This window comes from Streptomyces sp. NPDC043854 (assembly GCF_056436005.1).
The window spans coordinates 1-18,590 of the sequence record NZ_JBWKDK010000087.1 but is presented as its reverse complement, the minus strand read 5'-3'; the positions used below and the strand labels follow the sequence as shown (position 1 = coordinate 18,590).

The 18,590-nt window shown below is 73.6% G+C and carries 18 protein-coding genes and 1 pseudogene; 8 read left to right on the top strand and 11 right to left on the bottom strand.

The features are described from left to right. Positions 1-90 precede the first annotated feature (90 nt). Both AC068A_RS35695 and AC068A_RS35690 read right to left on the bottom strand, forming a co-directional pair. Entirely contained in the window at positions 91-1,302 is a 1,212-nt protein-coding gene (locus tag AC068A_RS35695) for an amino acid aminotransferase (protein ID WP_478590460.1), read from the bottom strand. Positions 1,303-1,352: 50 nt separating this feature from the next. Continuing rightward, positions 1,353-2,342 carry an EamA family transporter gene (locus AC068A_RS35690; RefSeq protein ID WP_478590459.1) on the bottom strand — a complete coding sequence of 330 codons (990 nt, stop codon included), beginning with the start codon at positions 2,340-2,342 and terminating at the stop codon, positions 1,353-1,355. Positions 2,343-2,464: 122 nt separating this feature from the next. Here AC068A_RS35690 and AC068A_RS35685 point away from each other — a divergent pair, with 122 nt between their 5' ends. Next, positions 2,465-2,923, top strand: a complete 459-nt coding sequence (locus AC068A_RS35685) for an Lrp/AsnC family transcriptional regulator (RefSeq protein ID WP_478590458.1) — start codon at positions 2,465-2,467, stop codon at positions 2,921-2,923. Here the strand turns inward: AC068A_RS35685 and AC068A_RS35680 are convergent. From AC068A_RS35680 to AC068A_RS35665, 4 genes and pseudogenes are all read right to left on the bottom strand, one after another. Further along, complete coding sequence (locus AC068A_RS35680; protein WP_478590457.1) at positions 2,905-3,549, bottom strand: hypothetical protein; 645 nt, start codon at positions 3,547-3,549, stop codon at positions 2,905-2,907. The genes AC068A_RS35685 and AC068A_RS35680 overlap by 19 nt on opposite strands. After that, positions 3,546-5,063 carry a hypothetical protein gene (locus AC068A_RS35675; protein ID WP_478590461.1) on the bottom strand — a complete coding sequence of 506 codons (1,518 nt, stop codon included), beginning with the start codon at positions 5,061-5,063 and terminating at the stop codon, positions 3,546-3,548. The genes AC068A_RS35680 and AC068A_RS35675 overlap by 4 nt, the downstream gene beginning before the upstream one ends. Before the next feature lie 183 nt (positions 5,064-5,246). Then, a pseudogene (locus AC068A_RS35670) lies at positions 5,247-5,333 on the bottom strand (hypothetical protein); the annotation flags it as partial. Then, positions 5,300-5,731, bottom strand: a complete 432-nt coding sequence (locus AC068A_RS35665; RefSeq protein ID WP_478590456.1) for a hypothetical protein — start codon at positions 5,729-5,731, stop codon at positions 5,300-5,302. The gene AC068A_RS35665 and the pseudogene AC068A_RS35670, both read right to left, overlap by 34 nt. A gap of 242 nt (positions 5,732-5,973) precedes the next feature. Between AC068A_RS35665 and AC068A_RS35660 the strand changes: the two genes are divergently transcribed. The 3 genes from AC068A_RS35660 to AC068A_RS35650 all read left to right on the top strand — a co-directional run bounded on the left by AC068A_RS35660 (position 5,974) and on the right by AC068A_RS35650 (position 8,609). Beyond that, on the top strand, positions 5,974-6,318 hold the full coding sequence (locus tag AC068A_RS35660; RefSeq protein WP_478590455.1) for a hypothetical protein: 345 nt from the start codon (positions 5,974-5,976) through the stop codon (positions 6,316-6,318). A 94-nt stretch (positions 6,319-6,412) separates the two neighbouring features. Continuing rightward, positions 6,413-7,858, top strand: a complete 1,446-nt coding sequence (locus AC068A_RS35655; protein ID WP_478590454.1) for a glyceraldehyde-3-phosphate dehydrogenase — start codon at positions 6,413-6,415, stop codon at positions 7,856-7,858. 85 nt (positions 7,859-7,943) lie between these two features. Then, on the top strand, positions 7,944-8,609 hold the full coding sequence (locus tag AC068A_RS35650) for an MSMEG_1061 family FMN-dependent PPOX-type flavoprotein (RefSeq protein ID WP_478590453.1): 666 nt from the start codon (positions 7,944-7,946) through the stop codon (positions 8,607-8,609). A 38-nt stretch (positions 8,610-8,647) separates the two neighbouring features. Here the strand turns inward: AC068A_RS35650 and AC068A_RS35645 are convergent, their stop codons facing one another. After that, entirely contained in the window at positions 8,648-9,349 is a 702-nt protein-coding gene (locus AC068A_RS35645) for an LmeA family phospholipid-binding protein (protein ID WP_478590452.1), read from the bottom strand. 8 nt (positions 9,350-9,357) lie between these two features. Beyond that, on the bottom strand, positions 9,358-11,694 hold the full coding sequence (locus AC068A_RS35640) for an MMPL family transporter (protein ID WP_478590451.1): 2,337 nt from the start codon (positions 11,692-11,694) through the stop codon (positions 9,358-9,360). Positions 11,695-11,837: 143 nt separating this feature from the next. Here AC068A_RS35640 and AC068A_RS35635 point away from each other — a divergent pair, with 143 nt between their 5' ends. Further along, on the top strand, positions 11,838-12,530 hold the full coding sequence (locus tag AC068A_RS35635) for a TetR/AcrR family transcriptional regulator (RefSeq protein WP_478590450.1): 693 nt from the start codon (positions 11,838-11,840) through the stop codon (positions 12,528-12,530). Positions 12,531-12,607: 77 nt separating this feature from the next. Here the strand turns inward: AC068A_RS35635 and AC068A_RS35630 are convergent, their stop codons facing one another. The 3 genes from AC068A_RS35630 to AC068A_RS35620 form a co-directional block, all read right to left on the bottom strand. Next, a complete protein-coding gene (locus AC068A_RS35630) occupies positions 12,608-13,915 on the bottom strand; it encodes an MFS transporter (RefSeq protein WP_478590449.1) in 1,308 nt (435 codons plus the stop codon). Continuing rightward, positions 13,912-15,075: a PLP-dependent cysteine synthase family protein gene (locus AC068A_RS35625; RefSeq protein WP_478590448.1), complete on the bottom strand. Its 1,164-nt coding sequence runs from the start codon at positions 15,073-15,075 to the stop codon at positions 13,912-13,914. Before AC068A_RS35625 ends, AC068A_RS35630 begins: the two co-directional genes overlap by 4 nt. 753 nt (positions 15,076-15,828) lie before the next feature. Then, positions 15,829-16,278 carry a hypothetical protein gene (locus tag AC068A_RS35620; protein ID WP_478590447.1) on the bottom strand — a complete coding sequence of 150 codons (450 nt, stop codon included), beginning with the start codon at positions 16,276-16,278 and terminating at the stop codon, positions 15,829-15,831. Positions 16,279-16,522: 244 nt separating this feature from the next. Here AC068A_RS35620 and AC068A_RS35615 point away from each other — a divergent pair, with 244 nt between their 5' ends. The 3 genes from AC068A_RS35615 to AC068A_RS35605 all read left to right on the top strand — a co-directional run bounded on the left by AC068A_RS35615 (position 16,523) and on the right by AC068A_RS35605 (position 18,500). Further along, on the top strand, positions 16,523-16,954 hold the full coding sequence (locus AC068A_RS35615; RefSeq protein ID WP_478590446.1) for a VOC family protein: 432 nt from the start codon (positions 16,523-16,525) through the stop codon (positions 16,952-16,954). Between the two features lie 288 nt (positions 16,955-17,242). Continuing rightward, the gene (locus AC068A_RS35610; RefSeq protein ID WP_478590445.1) at positions 17,243-18,172 is read left to right on the top strand and encodes a trypsin-like serine peptidase; all 930 of its coding nucleotides are present in this window, start codon (positions 17,243-17,245) and stop codon (positions 18,170-18,172) included. Positions 18,173-18,221: 49 nt separating this feature from the next. Beyond that, the gene (locus tag AC068A_RS35605; protein ID WP_478590444.1) at positions 18,222-18,500 is read left to right on the top strand and encodes a carboxypeptidase-like regulatory domain-containing protein; all 279 of its coding nucleotides are present in this window, start codon (positions 18,222-18,224) and stop codon (positions 18,498-18,500) included. The last annotated feature ends 90 nt before the right edge of the window (positions 18,501-18,590 follow it).

Genomic DNA, 18,590 nt, shown 5'->3' with positions numbered 1-18,590 from the left:
CCAAGTACGTCCAGTACGAGGGCGATGCGGCAGCACGCCGATGCACCGCACCGGACGACGCGGAAACGCACCCCACTTCCCCGAGGCCGCTTAGCCGGTGTGGCCGGCGGCGACGGTGTCCTCGGCGAGGACGGCTGCGATGCCGTTGGCCAGGCAGGGGATGCGGTGTGCCGGGATGCCGGCGATGTTGATGCGGCCCGCGGTGGTGCCGTAGATGGCGAAGCCGCTGCGGAGGCGGAGCATCTGGCGGGGGCTCAGCGGCAGCATCGAGAACATGCCCTTCTGCCGCGCCAGCGCCTCGGCCTGGGCGGCCCAGCCGAGGGAGGTCAGCTGCCCGGCCAGGCCGCTGCGGTTGGCTTCGATGCGGCTGCGCATGTCGTCCAGCTCGGCCCGCCACAGGGCCCGCAGCCCGTCGTCCTCCAGGACCGTCGCGACCACCGCGGCCCCGTGCTCCGGAGGCATGGAGTACAGGGTCCGGGCCGCGTTCTGCAGCGCCGTCTCCACGTGGCGCAGCGACTGCCGGGAGGCGCCGATGACGACCGCGCAGCCGGTGCGGTCGCTGTAGAGCCCGAAGTTCTTCGAGCAGCTGATGGCGACGAGCATCTCCGGCACGCGCTCCGCGAGCATCCGCGTGGCCGCCAGGTCCGCTTCCAGGCCGTCGCCCAGCCCGTGGTACGCCAGGTCCACGAACGGCACCCACCCCACCTGCAGGGCGAGGTCGGCCAGGGCCGCCCAGGTCTCGGGGGACGGGTCGACGCCGGTGGGGTTGTGGCAGCAGCCCTGGAGCAGCACGACGTCGTCGCGGCGGGCCTGGCCCAGGTCCCGCAGCAGGCCCTCGGTGTCGGGCCGGCCCTCCGCGTCGAGCCAGGCGTACGTGCGCACGGTCAGCCCCGCGGCCTCCAGGATGGGCCGGTGGTTCACGTAGGCGGGGTCGCTGATCCACACCGTCGTGCCGGGCCGGGTCCGGCAGACCAGGTCGGCCAGCAGCCGCAGCGCCCCGCTGCCCGCGACGGTCTGGACGGCGACGGCCCGCTCGGCGGCACCGCCCTCGCCCAGCACCATCGACAGCATCGCGCGGTTGAAGGCCAGGTTGCCGGAGAGGCCGCGGTACTCCTTGGAGAGGGAACGTTCCGCCAGGCGTATTTCGGCCTCGCGCACCGCCGCCATGACCGGGGTCCCGCCGGTCTCGTCGCGGTAGACGCCGAGGACGAGGTTCAGGCGCTCGGGCCGGACGTCGGCACCGTACGCCTCGGTCAGGTCCCACAGCGGGTCGACGGGCGGCGGGAGGAGGAGCTCAAGCATCTGCGGAAACCTCGGACGGGGATCGGCGGGTCAGCGGGGGCAGCGGAAAATCAGCGGTGGTCAGCGGGGGAAGCCGGGGCGGGGCGGGGCAGGGTGCGGGGGCGCCGGTTGGCGAGGAAGACCCCCGCGGCGATGAGCGGCACGCCGACGAGCACGGCGAGCGTCGGCGACTCGCCGAGCAGCGGAACGGCGAGCAGGACCACGAGAACCGGGCTGAGGCTGCCGACGGCCGAGCTGCGCTCCGCGCCCAGCCTGCGGATGGCGAAGGCGTACAGCAGTCCCGCGCACAGCCCGACCCCCAGCCCCTGCACGACCAGGAACAGGACGATGTCGGAGCCGGCCGCGGACGGCAGGCCGCTGGGCAGCACCCCGGTCAGGACCAGCAGGGCCATCACCGCGAACGAGGGCAGGCAGAGCAGGCCGATCGAGCCGACCGGGTCGAGCTCCACCTCCTTCAGCCCGACGGTGTACAGGGCCCACAGCCCGCTGGCGGCGAGCAGGATGCCGGCGCCGGCCAGCACCGAGCCGTTCACGGGGAAGACGTGGCGCCAGACGAGGGCGACCACGCCGGCCGCGATCAGCGCGAGCCCGGCGGTCTGGGTGCCGCGGGGCGCGCCCCGGCCGCCGGCGATCATGAGCGCGGCGACGAACAGCGGGACCATCCCGGGGACGATCGAGCCGACGAACGCCGCCGAGGTCAGGGAGCCGCCGTACATCGCGGCCAGGAAGAACGGCACCCCCGCCCCACACGCGATCTTGAGCGCGGCGGCCGGGCGCACCGCGGCGAGCGCCCGGCGCCGCCGCCACAGGGCGGGGGCCAGGACGACGAGCGGGACGCCGAAGCGCAGCAGCGCGGCGTCGGCGGGCAGCAGGGAGGAGCTGCTCAGGGCCCGCGCACTGAGCGCGAAGGCGGCCCAGATCAGCACGGTCAGGACCAGCGCGACCATGCCCTGGGCCTGCGGGGAGAGCCCGCGGACACCCGCGGTGTGCCCTGTCGGGGGTGCCGGCGCGGGCACGGTCTTCACGGCGACCACGGTCATGTCCTCCAGATCCAGGGGCCGGATCCGGCCACCAGGCAACGGTAGAGCTTCTGCCGGGGCAGCCGATTGCCAGTTCTGCCGCTCAGGCATAGCTTGGGGGCAGAATCTGCCAAGGAGTGACCATGGACGCAGTTGATCTGCAGATCATCCGCGAATTGCAGGCCGACGGCCGCCTGTCCAACCAGGAGCTCGCCGACCGGGTCCGGCTGTCACCTTCGCCCTGCCTGCGCCGGGTACGGAGGCTGGAGGAGGCCGGTCTGATCCGCGGCTACACGGCCATGGTCGACCAGGTCGCCTTCGGCCTGCCGATCACCGTGTTCGTCCGGATACGGCTGGAACGCCACACCGCGGAGGCCGTGCGGGTCTTCGAGGAGCACGTCGCCGTCATCGAGCACATCCAGGACTGCTACCTGATGGCCGGCAGCAGCGACTACCTGCTCAGGGTCGTCATCGAGAGCCTGGAGGGGTACGAGGCCCTGGTCCGCAACCGGATCCACGCCATCCCCGGCATCGCCTCGATCGAGTCGAGCTTCGCCTTCGGCAGCGTGAAGCAGTCCAGGGTCTACCCCGCCCCCAAGTGAGGGGGCCGCAGTGGCGGCGGCGGTGCCTGCGGGGGCAGCAGCTCGATCGGGGAGCGCAGGCGCCGGCCCAGCGGCAGTCCCAGCCGGCCCTGCCGGGCGGCGACCGGGATCTTCCGGACGGCGAGCTTCGCCTCGATGTCGCACTGCCCGCTGTGCAGCTCGGTCAGCCGCGCGCTCTCGACGGCCGCGATCAGGGCGCGGACGTGGAAGTCGACGGTCAGCTCCACCTCCACGGTGCTGACCGGGGCGCCGTCCACCAGCAGTTCGACGCTGGGGTGGTGGGTGGAGGTGATGCTGTGCGTGGCCAGTGCGACGAGCTCCGGGACGTCCGGGGACAGGCGGGTCCGGTGGGCAGCGGCCCGCAGCTCGGAGTGCTTGGCCCAGCCGTGGGCCAGCAGAGAGAACACGTCGAGGTCGAGGAAGCCGTTGACGACGCGGGCGAGCTCGGCCTCCACGACCCGGTCCGCCGCGCCCGTGAGGCCGTGCCGGCCGGGCAGGACGCCGGTGGCGGCGTGGTGGTCGTGCAGGGTGCCGGCGATCGTCTCGGCGGACTCCTCGGACTCCGGCCCGAGCAGGAACGCCCGCACGGTGAGGGGTTCGACGTCGGCGTCGGGGGCGGCGGTCATGTGTCCTCCTCCTTCTCCCGGACGGTCTGCTCGCCGGGATCCGCGTGCGGCTCCAGCCGGATCGTGTGTGACACGGCAGCGTCGTCCTCGGTGGCGGGTTCGGCCACGGCGGTCGCCGCAGGGGCGGGCCGCAGCCGGGCGCTGACGTGGCCCGGCGCCCGGCGCGGGCCGGGACGGCGGTGGAACAGCCGCGAGAACGCGAAGGCGGCCAGCAGGACCACGGCGACGAGGCTCGCGCCGACGACCAGGGTGAGAGGCAGGGCCACCCTCACGACGATCCGGCCGTCCGCCGACGTCGGGTCGGGTGTCGGGCCGTCCGTCGGGCCCGGCGTGGGTGCCGGCGTCGGACCGGGCGTCAGGGTGGGCGTGGGGGCGGAGTCCGGACTCGGCTTCGGCGAGGGAGGCGGCGGAGGCGGGGTGGCGGTCACTCGGAACGTGGCCTCGTCGGCCACATCCGGATCCGACTGGCACTGGGCCCGCACCGGGTAGTGGCCCTCCGGCACGTCCGCCGCCAGGACGAGGGCCATGATGAACGATCCGTCGCCCGAGGCCCTGACGGGTGGTCCCGTGGATCCACCGCCCCACAGCACGTTCACCAAGCGACAGTTGAACCCGGAACCGGTCACGGTGACGGGATCCCCACCGGCCGGCCCCTCAGGGGGACTGAGCTCCACGTCCGGAGTCTCCGGTGTCTTGGTGGGTTCGTCGGTGGGTGGGGGTGTCTTGGTGGGTTCGTCGGTCGGTTCGGTGGGTTTCTCGACCCTGAACGGCGCCTCCGCGGAGAGTGACTCGTATCCGAGGCAGGCGGCCTTCACCTTGTGGCCGTCGCCCGGGTCGGCGTCGGCCGGAACCTCGATGCCGGCCGTGAACGAGCCCTGCTCGGGGTCCACGGCGGCCGGCTCCACGCCGTCCAGAGGGTGTTCGTCCCACGTCAGCTGGGCCTTGCCGCTGCCGTTGACGGCGCAGTAGTCGAATCCCGAACCGGTGACCCGGACGGCGGTGCGCACGGGCCCCGAGGTCCGGTCCAGGACCAGGGCGGGCACGGGAGTCGGTTTCACCTTGAACTGCGCCGTCGCGGAAAGCGATGTGTTGGTCGTGCACGTGGCCGTCACCGTGTAGGCGTCGGCGGAGGCGTCCGACGGCGCGGTGACATCGGTCTCGAACCCGCCCGTTTCCAGGTCGGCCGTGATGACGCTGGGACCGCCCCCGCCCGGGGCGATGCGAACCTCGATCACATCCGCCCGGTACCGCTTCGGTGTCGGCGTCTGGGTCTTGCTCACGTCACCCACGGCGCCCTGTACCGGGCTGCGGCAGTCCCCGAACCCGTACCCGCGCACCCCCACCCGGCTGCCGGGCGGGCCGGTCGTCGGGTCCAGCTCGATCCGTGTCGTCGCCCGGGCTGGGAGCGCTGCCGAGGCGGGCACCGCAGGGACGGCGGTACCACCCCACGCGACCGCCGCGCAGGCCAGCACCGCGGCCCATGACCGGATGGCCCGCAAGGTGAAGGGGAACATGACTCTCCGCCACCCATTGTCCCCCGCAGGGCTCCGCCCGTCGCCTCCAGGCGGGCAGCCCGTCTCACCCGGACCTGAGGGCCTGGGCCGGGGCCGCGCGGGAGGTGATGCCCAGACGAGGGAAGACTTGTACAGGTGGGCGGCGACGGTCCGCGGCGAGATGTGCAGCCGCTGCCCTGTCTCCTTGTTCGTCAGCCCCTGGGCGGAGAGCCGGGCGATCCGCAGCTCCTGGCCTGTCAGCGATCCCGGTCCGCTCGCCGGTGCGTCCAACGGATGCCTGGCCGCACGCAGTTCCCGGGCGCCGCGCTGCCCCACGGTTCGGCCCGCAGGTTGTGGAACGCCTGGTGGGCGTCGCGCAGTACGTCGTGGGCGGCGGGCCGGCGCCGACGGCGCAGCCAGTACCCGTGGGCCAGGCGGAGCCGGGCCAGTTCGAACACCCGGCTCCCCGCGCCCGGGACGGCGTACGCCGCCGCGTACGCCGCGTCGGCCTCCTCCCCGGGTACCGCGAGGGCCGCCGCCGACGCGCGGCAGTACGCCGTCTCGTAGTCGCCGAGGGTGAGGGCGCACATCGGCCTCCATGGCGGTGAGCCGGTGCAGGACGAACGCCTGCGGCGCTCCGCCGCCCACGGCAGCAACCAGCCCAGCAGCTCCTCCAGTTCGCCGCGCATGCCCCCGTGCGGCGATCACGTAACCCTTCTTGTAGCGGTACATCCGCTCGTGGAAGCCCTGCCCGCGGGACCGGGAGCGGGCGAGGCCCCGCGGGGACCGCTCGACGCAGCGGTCCCAGTGCCCGCGCAGGTAGTCGTCGTAGGCGCCCGGCACAGGAGGAGGCGCGGCAGCTGTACGCGGACTTCGCCGTCGCGGCCCCCGGCGAGCCGCTCTTCCGGGCAGCCACGGCCAACCTCAACCCGTGGACGGAGGTGAAGGCGGAGACCCCCGCGCCGGGGCGGGCCCACTGCTGGTGATCTCCGGGGAGAGGGACAACGTTCCGTGGGCCATCGCCCACGCCTCGTACAAGAGGCAGGCGCGCAACACGGACGCCGTGACCGGGATCGTCGAGATGCCCGGCCGGTGCGTGCTGCCCATCGACAGCGGCTGGCGGGCGGTCGCCGACCCGGCCCTGGCCTTCCTGCGGCGCTTCAGGACTGAGCCGGCGCCCGCCGCACCACGGAATCAGCAGCGGCTGTCATACCGGCTGAAAGCCGCATACCGGTCGGACAAAGTGGTGCAATCGGCCATCTCGGGGTGCTCGTAGCGCCGGGTGGTCGAATCCCACACGGGTACCTCTTGAATGATCAAACTATGAGGGGGTTAGCATATGAGCGCCGCCTAGCTCGAAAGATAAGCCTGTGACTGTCAACGACGACTCGTTCACCAACTGGAACCACCGCGAGGAGATCGCGGAGTCGATGATCCCGATCATCGGGAAGCTGCACCGCGAGCGGGATGTCACGATCCTGCTGCACAGCCGCTCCCTGGTGAACAAGTCGGTGGTCAGCATCCTCAAGACCCACCGGTTCGCCCGGCAGATCGACGGCGAGGAGCTCTCGGTCACCGAGACGATGCCGTTCCTGCAGGCTCTCACCACCCTCGATCTCGGCCCGTCCCAGATCGACATCGGCATGCTCGCCGCGAACCACAAGACCGACGACCGCGGTCTGTCGGTGGCCGACTTCACCGCCGAGGCCGTCGCCGGCGCCACCGGCGAGAACAAGCTGGAGCGCTCCACCGGCCGCGACGTCGTCCTCTACGGCTTCGGCCGCATCGGCCGCCTCGTCGCCCGCCTGCTGATCGAGAAGGCCGGCTCCGGCAACGGCCTGCGCCTGCGTGCCATCGTCGTCCGCGGGGGCGGCGAGGCCGACCTGGTCAAGCGCGCCTCGCTGCTGCGCCGTGACTCCATCCACGGCCAGTTCCAGGGCACGATCACCGTCGACGAGGCGAACAGCACGATCATCGCCAACGGCAACGCGATCCGCGTGATCTACGCGAACGACCCCTCCGAGGTCGACTACACGGCGTACGGCATCAAGGACGCCATCCTCATCGACAACACCGGCAAGTGGCGCGACCGCGAGGGCCTCTCCAAGCACCTGCGCCCCGGTATCGACAAGGTCGTCCTGACCGCCCCGGGCAAGGGCGACGTCCCGAACATCGTCCACGGTGTCAACCAGGACATGATCAAGCCGGACGAGCGCATCCTGTCCTGCGCCTCCTGCACCACCAACGCGATCGTCCCGCCGCTGAAGGCCATGGACGACGAGTACGGCGTGCTGCGCGGCCACGTGGAGACCGTCCACTCGTTCACCAACGACCAGAACCTGCTGGACAACTACCACAAGGCCGACCGCCGCGGCCGCTCCGCGCCGCTCAACATGGTGATCACCGAGACCGGTGCCGCCTCCGCCGTCGCCAAGGCGCTGCCGGACCTCAAGGCCCCGATCACCGGCAGCTCGATCCGCGTCCCCGTCCCGGACGTCTCGATCGCCATCCTCAGCCTGCGCCTGGGCCGCGAGACCACCCGCGAGGAGGTCCTCGACTACCTCCGCAACGTCTCGCTGCACTCGCCGCTCAAGCGCCAGATCGACTTCACCACCGCCCCCGACGCCGTCTCCATGGACTTCGTCGGCTCGCGCCACGCCTCCATCGTGGACGCCGGTGCCACCAAGGTCGACGGCGACAACGCGATCCTGTACCTCTGGTACGACAACGAGTTCGGCTACTCCTGCCAGGTCATCCGTGTCGTCCAGCACGTCTCGGGCGTCGAGTACCCGACCTTCCCGGCGCCGCGCGCCTGACGGTCCGGCAGCAGGACAACCGACGGGCGCCCGCCCCGGGTTCCTCCGACCCGGGGCAGGCGCCCGTTTCCTATAGTGGCGCCACGTGACCACTGTGCAGCGGCCGACCGGCCGCATCTTCGAAGCCCTGAAGTCCACCGCCGTCCCGGACGCCGCCCGGCTGCGCGAGCTCTACGAGCCGCCCACCGAGATGGTCCGGCGCAAGGGGGTGGACCGGATCCACGACGTCGCCCGCGCGTTCATCGGCCGCTCCTCACTCGTCTTCGTCGCCACGGCCGACGCCGAAGGCCGCTGCGATGTGACACCGCGCGGCGGTCCGGCCGGATTCGTCGCCGTACTCGACGAGTTCACCCTCGCCATACCCGATGCCACCGGCAACAGGCGGCTGGACAGCGCCCACAACATCGTGGAGACCGGCCGGGCCGGCCTCATCTTCCTCATCCCCGGCCGGGGAAGCACCCTGCGCGTGAACGGCAAGGCCTGCGTCACCGCCGATCCGCGGCTGCTGGAGCAGCTGACGGCGGTCGGCAAGCCGCCGCGCAGCGCGATCGTCCTCGAGGTGGAGGAGGCGTACCAGCACTGCCCGAAGGCGTTCCTGCGCAGCGGCGCGTGGAAGCCGGAGGAGTGGCTCCCGGAGGACGCCGCGCCCAGCTCCGCCGAGATCACCCTCTCGCACCTGGACCTGCCGGACCTGACGCTGGAGCAGATCCGCCAGAGCGAGCGCGAGTCGCTCCTGTACCGCTACGAGTGAGCCCGGCGCCGGCCGGCTGCCCGCCGGCCGGCGCGGCGTCAGCTGAGGTTCAGCCGTTCCCCGCGGGCACGTGCGGTGACCCCGTCGGGGCCCACCGAGACCTCCGAGGCCCGCAGCCCCAGCGGCAGGGCGGGCAGCTCCCACTGCTTCCCGGCCAGGGCCTCGCTGATCAGCGGATTGGCCGGGTCGATGGGGCGCCCGGCCAAGGTGGCCTTGGTCGCCTGGAGGGTGACGGTGTCGTCCTTCAGCTGGAGCCGGGCCGTGACGACCGCCGAGATGCCGAAGGCGCTGCGCTCCACCCGCAGTTGGCCGTCCCCGGCGTCGGACAGGCGTATGTTCTTGCCCGCCTCGGTGGCGAGGGCCTCGAACGGCACGGTGAACCGGGCGTCGACCGCCGCCGCGGAGTAGCCGCCCGGACCCTGGGTGACCTCCTTCAGGTCCACCGCGGCCCTGACCGGCCGCCCGTCGGGCGTGCGGCCGTCGGCCGTGACCCGTACCTCGGGGTGGGCGCCGCGGGCGGCGTCGAGCAGGAAGGGGTAGCCGCCTATCCGCACCTGCGGCGCCGACCGCAGGTCCTGGTGGCGGGCGGCGATCCGGTCGGCGAGCCGGCTCTCGCCGCGCTCGCGGGCGAGGGCGTCCGCGGCGGGCAGGGCGATCGCGAGCGCCGCGAGGGCGGCGAGGGCGATCCGGAGCCGGCGGCGTCGGCGCGTGCGGGGGAGCTCGGACGGGGTGGCGGGCATGCGGTTCCTCACGGGGCGGGGTTCGGCGCGGTGGTGGCGGGGCCGGCAGGGCCGGAGGTGCCGGTGGGGTCGGTGGGGTCGGCGGCGGCACCGGCCGGGGCGGCCGCGCGCGGGCCCGCACCGCCGGCCCCGCCCTCGCCGCGGCCCTGGCCCTCGATGTCCATGTGGGGCAGGAGGCGGTCGAGCCAGGCGGGCAGCCACCAGTTGCGTGTGCCGAGCAGCACCATACTGGTGGGCACCAGCAGGCCGCGGACGACGGTGGCGTCCAGGGCGACGGCCGTGGCCAGGCCGATCCCGAACATCTTCACCACGGGGTCCTCCGACAGCAGGTAGCTCAGAAACACACTCACCATGATCAGGGCTGCCGAGGTGATGATGCGCCCGGTGCCCGCCAGGCCGGCGACCACCGCGCGCCGGTTGTCCCCGTACCGCAGCCAGTTCTCCCGTACCGCGGTGAGCAGGAACACCTCGTAGTCCATCGAGAGCCCGAACAGGACGGCGAACATCAGCAGGGGCACGTAGCCGGGGATCGGCACGGGTCCCTCGAGGCCGACGAGCCCGGCCCCCCAGCCCCACTGGAACACGGCGGTGAGCACCCCGTACGCGGCGCCGACCGACAGCAGGTTCATCAGGGCCGCCTTGGCCGCGACGACGGGGGAGCGGAACGCGAGCAGGAGCAGCAGCGCGGCGACGGCGACGACGGTGGCGATGACCACGGGCATCCGGTGCGCGAGCCGGTCGTTGAGGTCGGCCTGGGCGGCAGCGGCGCCTCCGACGTGGGCCGTCGCCCCGCTGTCCGCGGTGGCTGCGGGCAGGACGGACTCCCGCAGCCGGTCGACGAGTTCGACGGTGCGCGGGTCGCCGGGGCCGGTGGCGGGGGTGACCTGCCAGCGGGCGGTACGGGCGTCCGCGGCGAGCTGCGGCGCACCGACCGCGGCCACGCCCTCGGTCTGCCCCAGCGCGGTGGTGACGACGGTGAGGCGCCCGTCGGACGGGCCGGTGGCGGGCGCGGGCAGGGAGGCGGTCACCTGGAGGGGGCCGTTGGCGCCGGGGCCGAAGGCGTCCGCCAGCCGCCCGTAGGCGATGCGGCTGGCCGTTCCGGCGGCCTTGTCCCCGGCGTCGAGCTGGCCGAACGTCAACTGCGCCGCGGGCGCGGCCAGTACGGCGACCAGGGCCAGCCCGGCGAGCAGGTGGCGCCAGGGGCGGCCGGCGACGTAGGCGGCCAGCCGGTACCAGCGCGCACCGGCCGGGCTGTCGGCCGGATCGCCCGCGGGGCCGCCGGCCGGATCGCCCGCGGGGTTGCCCGCCGGGCCGTCGGCGGCGGCAGCGCGGCGCAGGGTGGGCGCGAGCCGCCGGCCGAGCAGCGCGAGCAGGGCCGGCAGCAGGGTGAGCGCGGCCAGGACGGCCACGAGCACGGCGATCCCGGGGGCGAGGGCGAGGGCGTGGAGCAGCGGCAGCCCGCCGAGCGCGAGGCCGGCCAGCGCGGCGGCCACCGCGCAGCCGGCGAATGCCGCGGCCTTGCCCGAGGTCGCCGTGGTCCGGGCGGCGGCCTCCACCACGGGGACGCCCGCGGCGAGCAGGTCCCGGAAGCGGGTCAGGCAGAACAGGGTGTAGTCGATGCCCACGCCCAAGCCGATCATGGCGGCGATGGTGGCACCGGAGGACGGCATGTCCATCACGTGCCCGACCAGCCCGATCAGGGCCAGCGAGACCACGAGCCCCACGACGCCGACGATGAGCGGCAGCCCCGCCGCGGTGACCCGGCGCAGCCCCGCGAACAGGATGACGGCTGCCGCCGCCAGGCCGATCAGCTCGCTGTGCCCGGTGGAGCCCTTGTCCGCCGCGGCGGCGAGGTCGCCGCCCGGGGTGACCTCGATCCCCGCCTCCTCCGCCGGGGCGGCGGCGGCCACGACGGCGTCCGTGATCTCCGGGGTGATGTCGCGGCCGGTCACGTCCAGCCCGACCGAGAGGTACGCGGTGTGGCCGTCCCGGCTCATCGCGGCCCGGCCGGCGGGATCGTACGGAGTGGTGACGGCGACGACGTGGTCGACGCGCGCCAGGTCCGCGGCCGCGGCCTGGACCGCCGCCCTCATCGCCTCGGAGGTCAGCGGGGCGCCGTCGGCGGGGGTGTGCAGCACCACGGGCTGGTTCCCCGAGGGCGGGCCGGGGAAGGCCTCGGCCGCGTCGCGGGCCGCCTGGCTGTCGCTGCCGGGGATGGTCACCGCCTCGCTGGTGGCCCGGCCGTGGACCAGGACGGCGGCGGCGAGCGCGAGTAGCACCGCCAGCCAAACGGCGACGACCCGGCCGGGGCGGCCGGCGCAGCTGCGCCCCAGGGCGTGGAACATCGTGCGGATCTTCCTCTCGTTCGACGGCGGGCAGCGGGGGCGGGCAGGCCCGCCACGGAGGCCCGCAAGCAAGTTGCACTCCGAGTGCATATTTACGCTTGCACTCGGGGTGCAACAATGTCAATCCGAGGAAGGAGGCCGAGGTGGACAAGGATCCGGAGCAGGCCGCACCGGCACCGGCACCGGCGACGGACGGCAGGGCCGAACGCGGCCGGCAGACCAGAGAGAAGATCGCCGACGCGCTGCTGGCCCTGCTGGACGAGGGGGCGACGGAGTTCCCCGCGGAGAAGGTGGCGGCGTACGCCGGGGTCTCGCGGCGGTCGGTGTTCCACCACTTCTCCGACATGGCGCAGCTCGTGGACACCGCGATCACCCGGCGGCTGGAACAGCTGGCCGAGCAGATCAGGCCGCTGCCGACCACCGGCCCGCGCGAGGTGCGGGTGGCCGCGCTCGCCGAGCAGCGGGCCCGGATCCTGGAGTGGATCACGCCCGCCCGCAAGGCGGTGATGCGCATGGACCACCCGTCGCCGCGCATCCAGCAGACGATCGACGAGGCCTTCGCCGAGGCCCGCGCCCGGCTGGAGGCCGTTCTGGCGGAGGAGCTCGACACCCTGACGGGGCAGCGCCGCACCGACCTGGTCAACGGGCTGGACGCGGTCACCACCTGGGGCGCCTGGCACCACTGGCGCTCCACGGGCCTGACCCCCGAGCAGGCCCGGCACGCGATGGAGGCCACCGTCCTGAACCTGCTCGCCCCCATCGGCCCGGCGCCGGAGCCGGAGGCCGCGCCCGACATCGGGCCCGACACCGCCCCGGGCTCCGGCTCACCCGCCTGACGCGGCGCCAGCGGCGCGTCCCGGCAAGGAGAAGGTGCGGGCGCCCCACGGCGCCCGCCCCTCTCGGCTTCACGGCGTCAGGCCGTCGCCGGTTCCGTACGCGCGGGGCGTGCGCCCGGTGCCAGCCGTCCGCTGCGGTCCAGCCCGAACACCGCGCCCGCGCACAGCAGGCCGAGCGCGGCCAGCGAGAACCACGGCAGTGCCGACGCGCCCGCGACCCGTGCCGCGTCGAGCGCCACGCCGGTGAGCAGGTTCCCCAGCGTGATCCCGACCCCGCAGACGGTGTTGTACAGCCCGTAGTGCGTGGCGACGAGCCGGTCACCGGAGAGCCGGACGAGGGTGTCCATCTCGAAGGGGTAGGCGATCATCGTGCCGAGGGCGAGCAGCACCGCGGCCAGCATGGGCGGCACGACGGCCGGCAGCCACCGCCACCCCTCGCCGTCCGGGAGCGGTACGACCGCCGCGAGCAGCAGCGGTACGAAGGCCGCGCCCATGGTGAGCAGCCCCCAGGCCAGAGCCCGCCCGGGCGCCATCCGGGCCTTGCACCACGCGGTGACACGGGTCTGGAACAGGATGGTGCCCAGCCCCGACACGGCGAACAGCGCGGCCGTCGCCGCCGTGCCGAAGGCGCCGTCGCCGCCCAGCCGCCGCACTTCCAGCGGGAGCGCCAGGTACACCTGGAAAGACAGCACGTACGAGCCGGTCATCACGGTCGAGAACAGCAGGAACGGCCGGTTGGCGAGGATCCCCCGCCACTGCGCGAGCACCTTCTCCTGCGCCCCGCCCTGTGCCCCCGGCCCGGCCCCGTCCGCCCGCCGCGCGGGCAGGCTGCGGATCTGGACCGCGCTCAGCACGGCGAACACGGCCGCCGCGACCAGGCAGGTGACGCGGAAGTCCAGCCCGGTGAGCACCATGCCGACCAGCGGGCCGAGCAGGATGCCCGCCTGGTAGAAGACGTTGAACAGGGCGAACGCCTCCACCCGCCGCTCCCCCGCGTCCACGGCGAGGTACGCCCGCACCGCCGGGTTGAACAGCGCCCCGGCGAGCCCGGTGGCCGCGGACGCGGCTATCAGCGCCGGCAGCGAGTCGACCAGGCCCAGCGTGGCGAAGCCGGCGGTGCGCAGCAGGCAGCCGGCGACGATCAGCGGCTTGTAGCCCAGCCGGTCGGCCAGGGTGCCGCCGACCAGGAACATGCCCTGCTGGCTGAAGTTGCGGACGCCCAGGACGAGTCCGACGGCCCAGCCGGCCAGTCCCAGCGACCCGGAGAGGTGGGCGGCGAGGTAGGGCATCAGCATGTAGAAGCCGAGGTTGATGGTGAACTGGTTCGCCATCAGCAGCTGGACGCTCCTCTCGTACGAGCGCACCTGCGCCAACGTGCCCTTCACCGGACCGGAACCTCCGCACCCTGTGCCGCGGAGCCGTCGGCCGCCTCCGCCAGCGGGTCGACCACGGACGCACAGCGGGTCCAGCGGGTGACCTCCTTCTCGTCGACCCGGCCGATGACCTCCGGCTCTGCTGCGGGCGGGCCGTCGAGAAGGCCGTGGGCGGCGCAGTAGTCGTCGTCGTACACGGTCCCCAGGTACCTCTGCGGCCCGTCGGGGAAGATCGCGGCGATCCGGGTGCCGGCCGGGCGGGTGCGGGCCAGCCAGCCGGCGACCAGGGCGACGGCCCCGACGCTCCAGCCGCCCGTGGCGTAGTGGGAGGAGGCGAGCCGCCGGCAGGCCCACACCGCCTCGGCCGGCGCCACCCAATGGACCTCGCCGAAGTTCCCGTAGGCGACGTTGCGGGGGTAGATGCTCGATCCCAGGCCGCGCATGAGCCGCGGCCGGGCGGGCTGGCCGAAGATCGTCGACCCGATGGTGTCCACACCGACGAGCTCCAGCCGCGGGTACAGCTGGCGCAGGACCCGGGAGACGCCCGCGGAGTGCCCGCCGGTGCCGACGCTGCACACGAGGACGTCGATGTGCCCGAGGTCGGCGGCGAGTTCCAGGGCGAGCGGAGTGTAGGCGGTGGTGTTGTCGGGGTTGTTGTACTGGTCGGGGCACCAGGATCCGGGGTGCCGGTCCATCAGCTGCCGGACGCGTTCGCGCCGGGCCTCCTGCCAGCCGCCGGTCGGGTGCGGCTCGGAGACGACGTTGACCTGCGCGCCGTAGGCGGTCAGCAGCTTCGTCATGGACGACTCCAGGCCCGGGTCGGTGACCAGGGTGACCGGGTGCCCGTACACCAGGCCGGCCAAGGCCAGGCCGAGGCCCAGGGTGCCGCTGGTGGACTCGATGATCCGGGCGCCCGGCCGGAGTTCGCCGCGGGCGCGGGCCCGCTCGACCATGTGCAGGCCCGGGCGGTCCTTGATGCCGCCGGGGTTGAAGCCCTCCAGCTTGGCCCAGAAGCCGCAGCCCTCCGGGGCGAACGGCTTGGACACGTGCAGGAGCGGGGTGTTGCCGACGAGCCCGGAGAGGGCGGCGCGGTTGGGGCTGGTGGGGCTTGTGGGGGTGGTGGGGCTCGTGGGGGTGGTGGGGGTGGTCGTGCGGGCAGACGGAGAGGACATTTCCTCGGCTCTCATTCGTTGGACGGCTGTTTCCGTACGGACGGAGCAGGCGGCCGCGCGGAAAGGGGCGGGGCCGCGCGAACGAGGCCTAAATGCGCCAGCAGCAGATGCTCGTGCGGGTTGTCCGGCCTTCCCGCGCCCTGACGGGAAATGCCGAGGGGCGGCGTTGCCCGCGCACGGGGAGGTACGGGGAGCGGAGGCCGAGAAGCACCGCGAGGAGGACGGGGAGAGCGGCGGCGCGGGGCGCCGAGATTTCCTGGACCGGCAGGGACGGGAAATTCGGGACACAGGATTCGCCGGGGCCGGGAAAACCCGGGGAATCCGCGGTGAACGGATCGTGGGAGGGCGTGTGGGAGGGCGTGGGGGTGTGGGTATGGGGTGCGGCGGAATGGGCCCCCGCGAACGCGGACGCGTGCGACCGGGGTGTGGCGTCCGCGTGGTGCAGGTGCAGGCAGTCGATCGACGCCGCGGCGAAGGCGGCCAGCAGCAGGGCGGCGAGCAGGCGCCGCACGCGGGATGCCGGGGCGGGGCGGGGGCGGGTGCGGGTATGGAGCGACACGGATCCTCCGGGGAGCCGGCCGGCGACAGGGGGGCGCACCGAGGTCGCGCGGGTGCTTCGGGCCATCCGCGCGGACACCTGCGGGCGGGGCAGGGCGCGAACCGGCACGAACCCCCGGAAGGGGGCGCCGGATGCGCCTTCATGGGCCGGCCGGAGCATCACCGGGCCCGTCGACCGTCAGGGAATCCGGCCGTCTAGATGCGCAGTACTCCGGACGGAGGACCGGCCGCCGTGCCCTGCGTCTGCGCGGCTCCACAGGGTGCGGGAGGCCGGCCGCTGTCCGGGCTCGCGGCCGCGCCGGGCTCGTTGGCCCGCGGGCAGGGCGCCGACACGGCCGCCTGGTCCGGCTGCCCCGGCAGGCAGTGCTCGCCCGGGTGCGGGGAGTTCCCCGCGCCGTGCGCGCATTCCTGCTGCGGGGTGCGGACCGCGGGAGCGGCGGCGGGAATCCCGCTCACCTCGTGGATGAGCCGATAGGGGGCCGCGTTCACCGCGGGAGCGGCGGAGGAATGGTCCACGGACATCGCGTCACTGGTGCCGTGCGCGCACAGGAATCCGAGAAACAGCAGGACCAGCCAGAGAGGGGCCGACGGAATCCGGTACGACCGGATCCGCGGCGCACCGCATGACGACCGGGCCGTGACCATGCCGTAATCCTAACCACGGTCGGGCGGCAGAAGGCAGAGGCTGTCCACGATATGGCGGGAAAGGATCCACCCGGGCAAAGCGCGCCCAGGGCGGCGGAGTTGACGGAGCGGGGGCGGTCAGCCGCTGTCGCAGCCGATGCCGTCGCGCGGCGCGCGTCGGGCGTTTCGGGGTGGCGCCGGGGCGCCCTCGTACCCCACCGTGGACCGACCGGATCCGCCGGAACCCGTGGAGGAGTGAGCCGCCATGAACTGGACCCTCGAAGTCGTCCTCGTCCCCGTGACCGATCTGGACCGGGCGAAGGCGTTCTACGCCGAACGGGTGGGTTTCACGGTCGACGTCGACTCCGAGGTCGCCCCCGGCCTGCGCGTCATCCAGCTGACCCCGCCCGGCTCCCGCTGCTCGATCGCCCTTCAGCAGGGGCTGCCCACGACTCCCGGAACGCGGGAGATGGCCCCGGGAACCCTGCACGGCGTCCAGCTGTGCGTCACCGACATCGAGGCGGCCCGCGCCGAACTCGTCGGCCGGGGCGTGGACGTCTCGCCGGTCCGCCACGTCGGCAGGGCGGGCTGGGAGGACGGGAAGGGCGAGACCTGGAACTCGTTCATGACCTTCACGGACCCGGACGGCAACGGATGGGTGGTCCAGGAGGCCCCTTCGGAGCTGTCGGAGCGCTGACCGCCGCCCGGGCAGGGCGCAGGCAGCGGGGAGGGGCAGGGCCGCCGCACAGGCCGCCTCGGGCCGGGTATCCGGCGGGCGCGCACGCCGTCCGGGCGCCGGGCTGCCGGGGCGGCCGCGTGGCGATCACCCCCGGGGCGGCTTTACATGGTCGTGGGGGACGTGCCCGGACGGCGCACGGCGCTCCGACTGGCGGAAGTCCTTGCGGCGCATCCGCTGCGGGCAGCCCCCAGCCCCAGCCCCCAGCCCCGCAGTCCCACGTCCACGAACGCCTCGGACGGAGTCCTCATGACCAACGACCCGCACACGCCCGTCTCCAACCAGCCCGAGGAAGTATCCACCGCCGTTCCGGAACAGCCGGTCTTCGAAGGCCCGTCGGAGGGCGTGCAGGGCAGCCCCACGCCCTTCACGTCCGACGGACTGGAACAGGTGAACGGCCACACCCGCAGCATGCCGGAATCCGTGCCCACCGAGACGTGGCGGGCGCCGACCGCCGTACTGCCCGACATCGGCGTGGCCTCCTTCGGCCCACCGGAGATGCTGGAGACGGTGCACGGCCCGGACGACCGCGTCCGCATCAGCGACACCTCGAACTATCCGTGGCGGGCGCATGCGTCCCTGCTGATCACCGCCGCCGACAACTCCCAGTGGATCGGGACGGCCTGGTTCATCGGCCCGCACACGCTGGCGACCGCCGGACACTGCGTGTTCATCAAGAACAGCGGCGTTCCCGGCCGCGACGGCTGGGTGAAGAGCATCCAGGTCATGCCCGGCCGCAACGGTTCGACCCTGCCCTTCGGCGCGGTCACGAGCACCAGCTTCCGCACCGTCACCGGCTGGACCGAGAGCGGCGACGAGAACTTCGACTACGGCGCCATCGTCATCCCCACCGAACTCGGCGCGACCACCGGCTGGTTCGGCTTCGGCGACTGGCCGGACGCCGACCTGCTCAAGGCCTCCGTCAACATCTCCGGATACCCGGGGGACAAGCCTCCGGGAACCCAGTGGTACGACGGCCGGGGCATCAGCTCGGTCAACCCCCTGAAGGTCTTCTACGACATCGACACGGCCGGCGGCCAGAGCGGCAGCGCCGTCTACCGCATCCACAACGGCGGCCGGTACGGCATCGCGGTGCACGCCTACGGCGGTGTGACGACCAACTCCGGAACCCGCATCACCCGGGCCGTCTTCAACAACCTGGTGCAGTGGAAGGCGTGACCGGTTTCCGCGTCCCGCCCGGCTGCCGGACCGTCGGGCGGTGTGAGCGGTGACCCCGACCGGCGGCGCCCGCACGCATCTGATCGGCGGCGTGGTGGTCGACACCGACGGCAGTCCCGTGCCGGGCACGTCCGTCTACCTCGCGGGCGGGCCCGGCTCCTTCCCCGATATCGCCGCCCTGACCGGCGCCGACGGCCGGTTCTCGTTCGCGGTGTCGGCCGAGGGCGTCTACACGGTGCAGTGCCGGGCACCGGACGGGAGGAGCGCCCAGGCGTCGGCCGCGGTCGGCGCCGGGGGAGCCGCGACCGTCGTGCTCCGGCTCGGCTGAAGGCGGGTTCGGGGGGGGGGGGGGGGGGGGGGGGGGGAAGGGGGGAGCAGACAAAAAGAACAAAGAGGTGGCCGAAGGCCGGGCAAGGGA

Coding starts and splice junctions, on each gene's coding strand:
- AC068A_RS35625 (WP_478590448.1), bottom strand. CDS start 15,075: ATGTCCTCTCCGTCTGCCCGCACGACCACCCCCACCACCCCCACGAGC.
- AC068A_RS35665 (WP_478590456.1), bottom strand. CDS start 5,731: ATGCGCGGCGAACTGGAGGAGCTGCTGGGCTGGTTGCTGCCGTGGGCG.
- AC068A_RS35690 (WP_478590459.1), bottom strand. CDS start 2,342: ATGACCGTGGTCGCCGTGAAGACCGTGCCCGCGCCGGCACCCCCGACA.
- AC068A_RS35675 (WP_478590461.1), bottom strand. CDS start 5,063: ATGTTCCCCTTCACCTTGCGGGCCATCCGGTCATGGGCCGCGGTGCTG.
- AC068A_RS35615 (WP_478590446.1), top strand. CDS start 16,523: ATGAACTGGACCCTCGAAGTCGTCCTCGTCCCCGTGACCGATCTGGAC.
- AC068A_RS35685 (WP_478590458.1), top strand. CDS start 2,465: ATGGACGCAGTTGATCTGCAGATCATCCGCGAATTGCAGGCCGACGGC.
- AC068A_RS35640 (WP_478590451.1), bottom strand. CDS start 11,694: ATGTTCCACGCCCTGGGGCGCAGCTGCGCCGGCCGCCCCGGCCGGGTC.
- AC068A_RS35620 (WP_478590447.1), bottom strand. CDS start 16,278: ATGGTCACGGCCCGGTCGTCATGCGGTGCGCCGCGGATCCGGTCGTAC.
- AC068A_RS35695 (WP_478590460.1), bottom strand. CDS start 1,302: ATGCTTGAGCTCCTCCTCCCGCCGCCCGTCGACCCGCTGTGGGACCTG.
- AC068A_RS35610 (WP_478590445.1), top strand. CDS start 17,243: ATGACCAACGACCCGCACACGCCCGTCTCCAACCAGCCCGAGGAAGTA.
- AC068A_RS35645 (WP_478590452.1), bottom strand. CDS start 9,349: ATGCCCGCCACCCCGTCCGAGCTCCCCCGCACGCGCCGACGCCGCCGG.
- AC068A_RS35680 (WP_478590457.1), bottom strand. CDS start 3,549: ATGACCGCCGCCCCCGACGCCGACGTCGAACCCCTCACCGTGCGGGCG.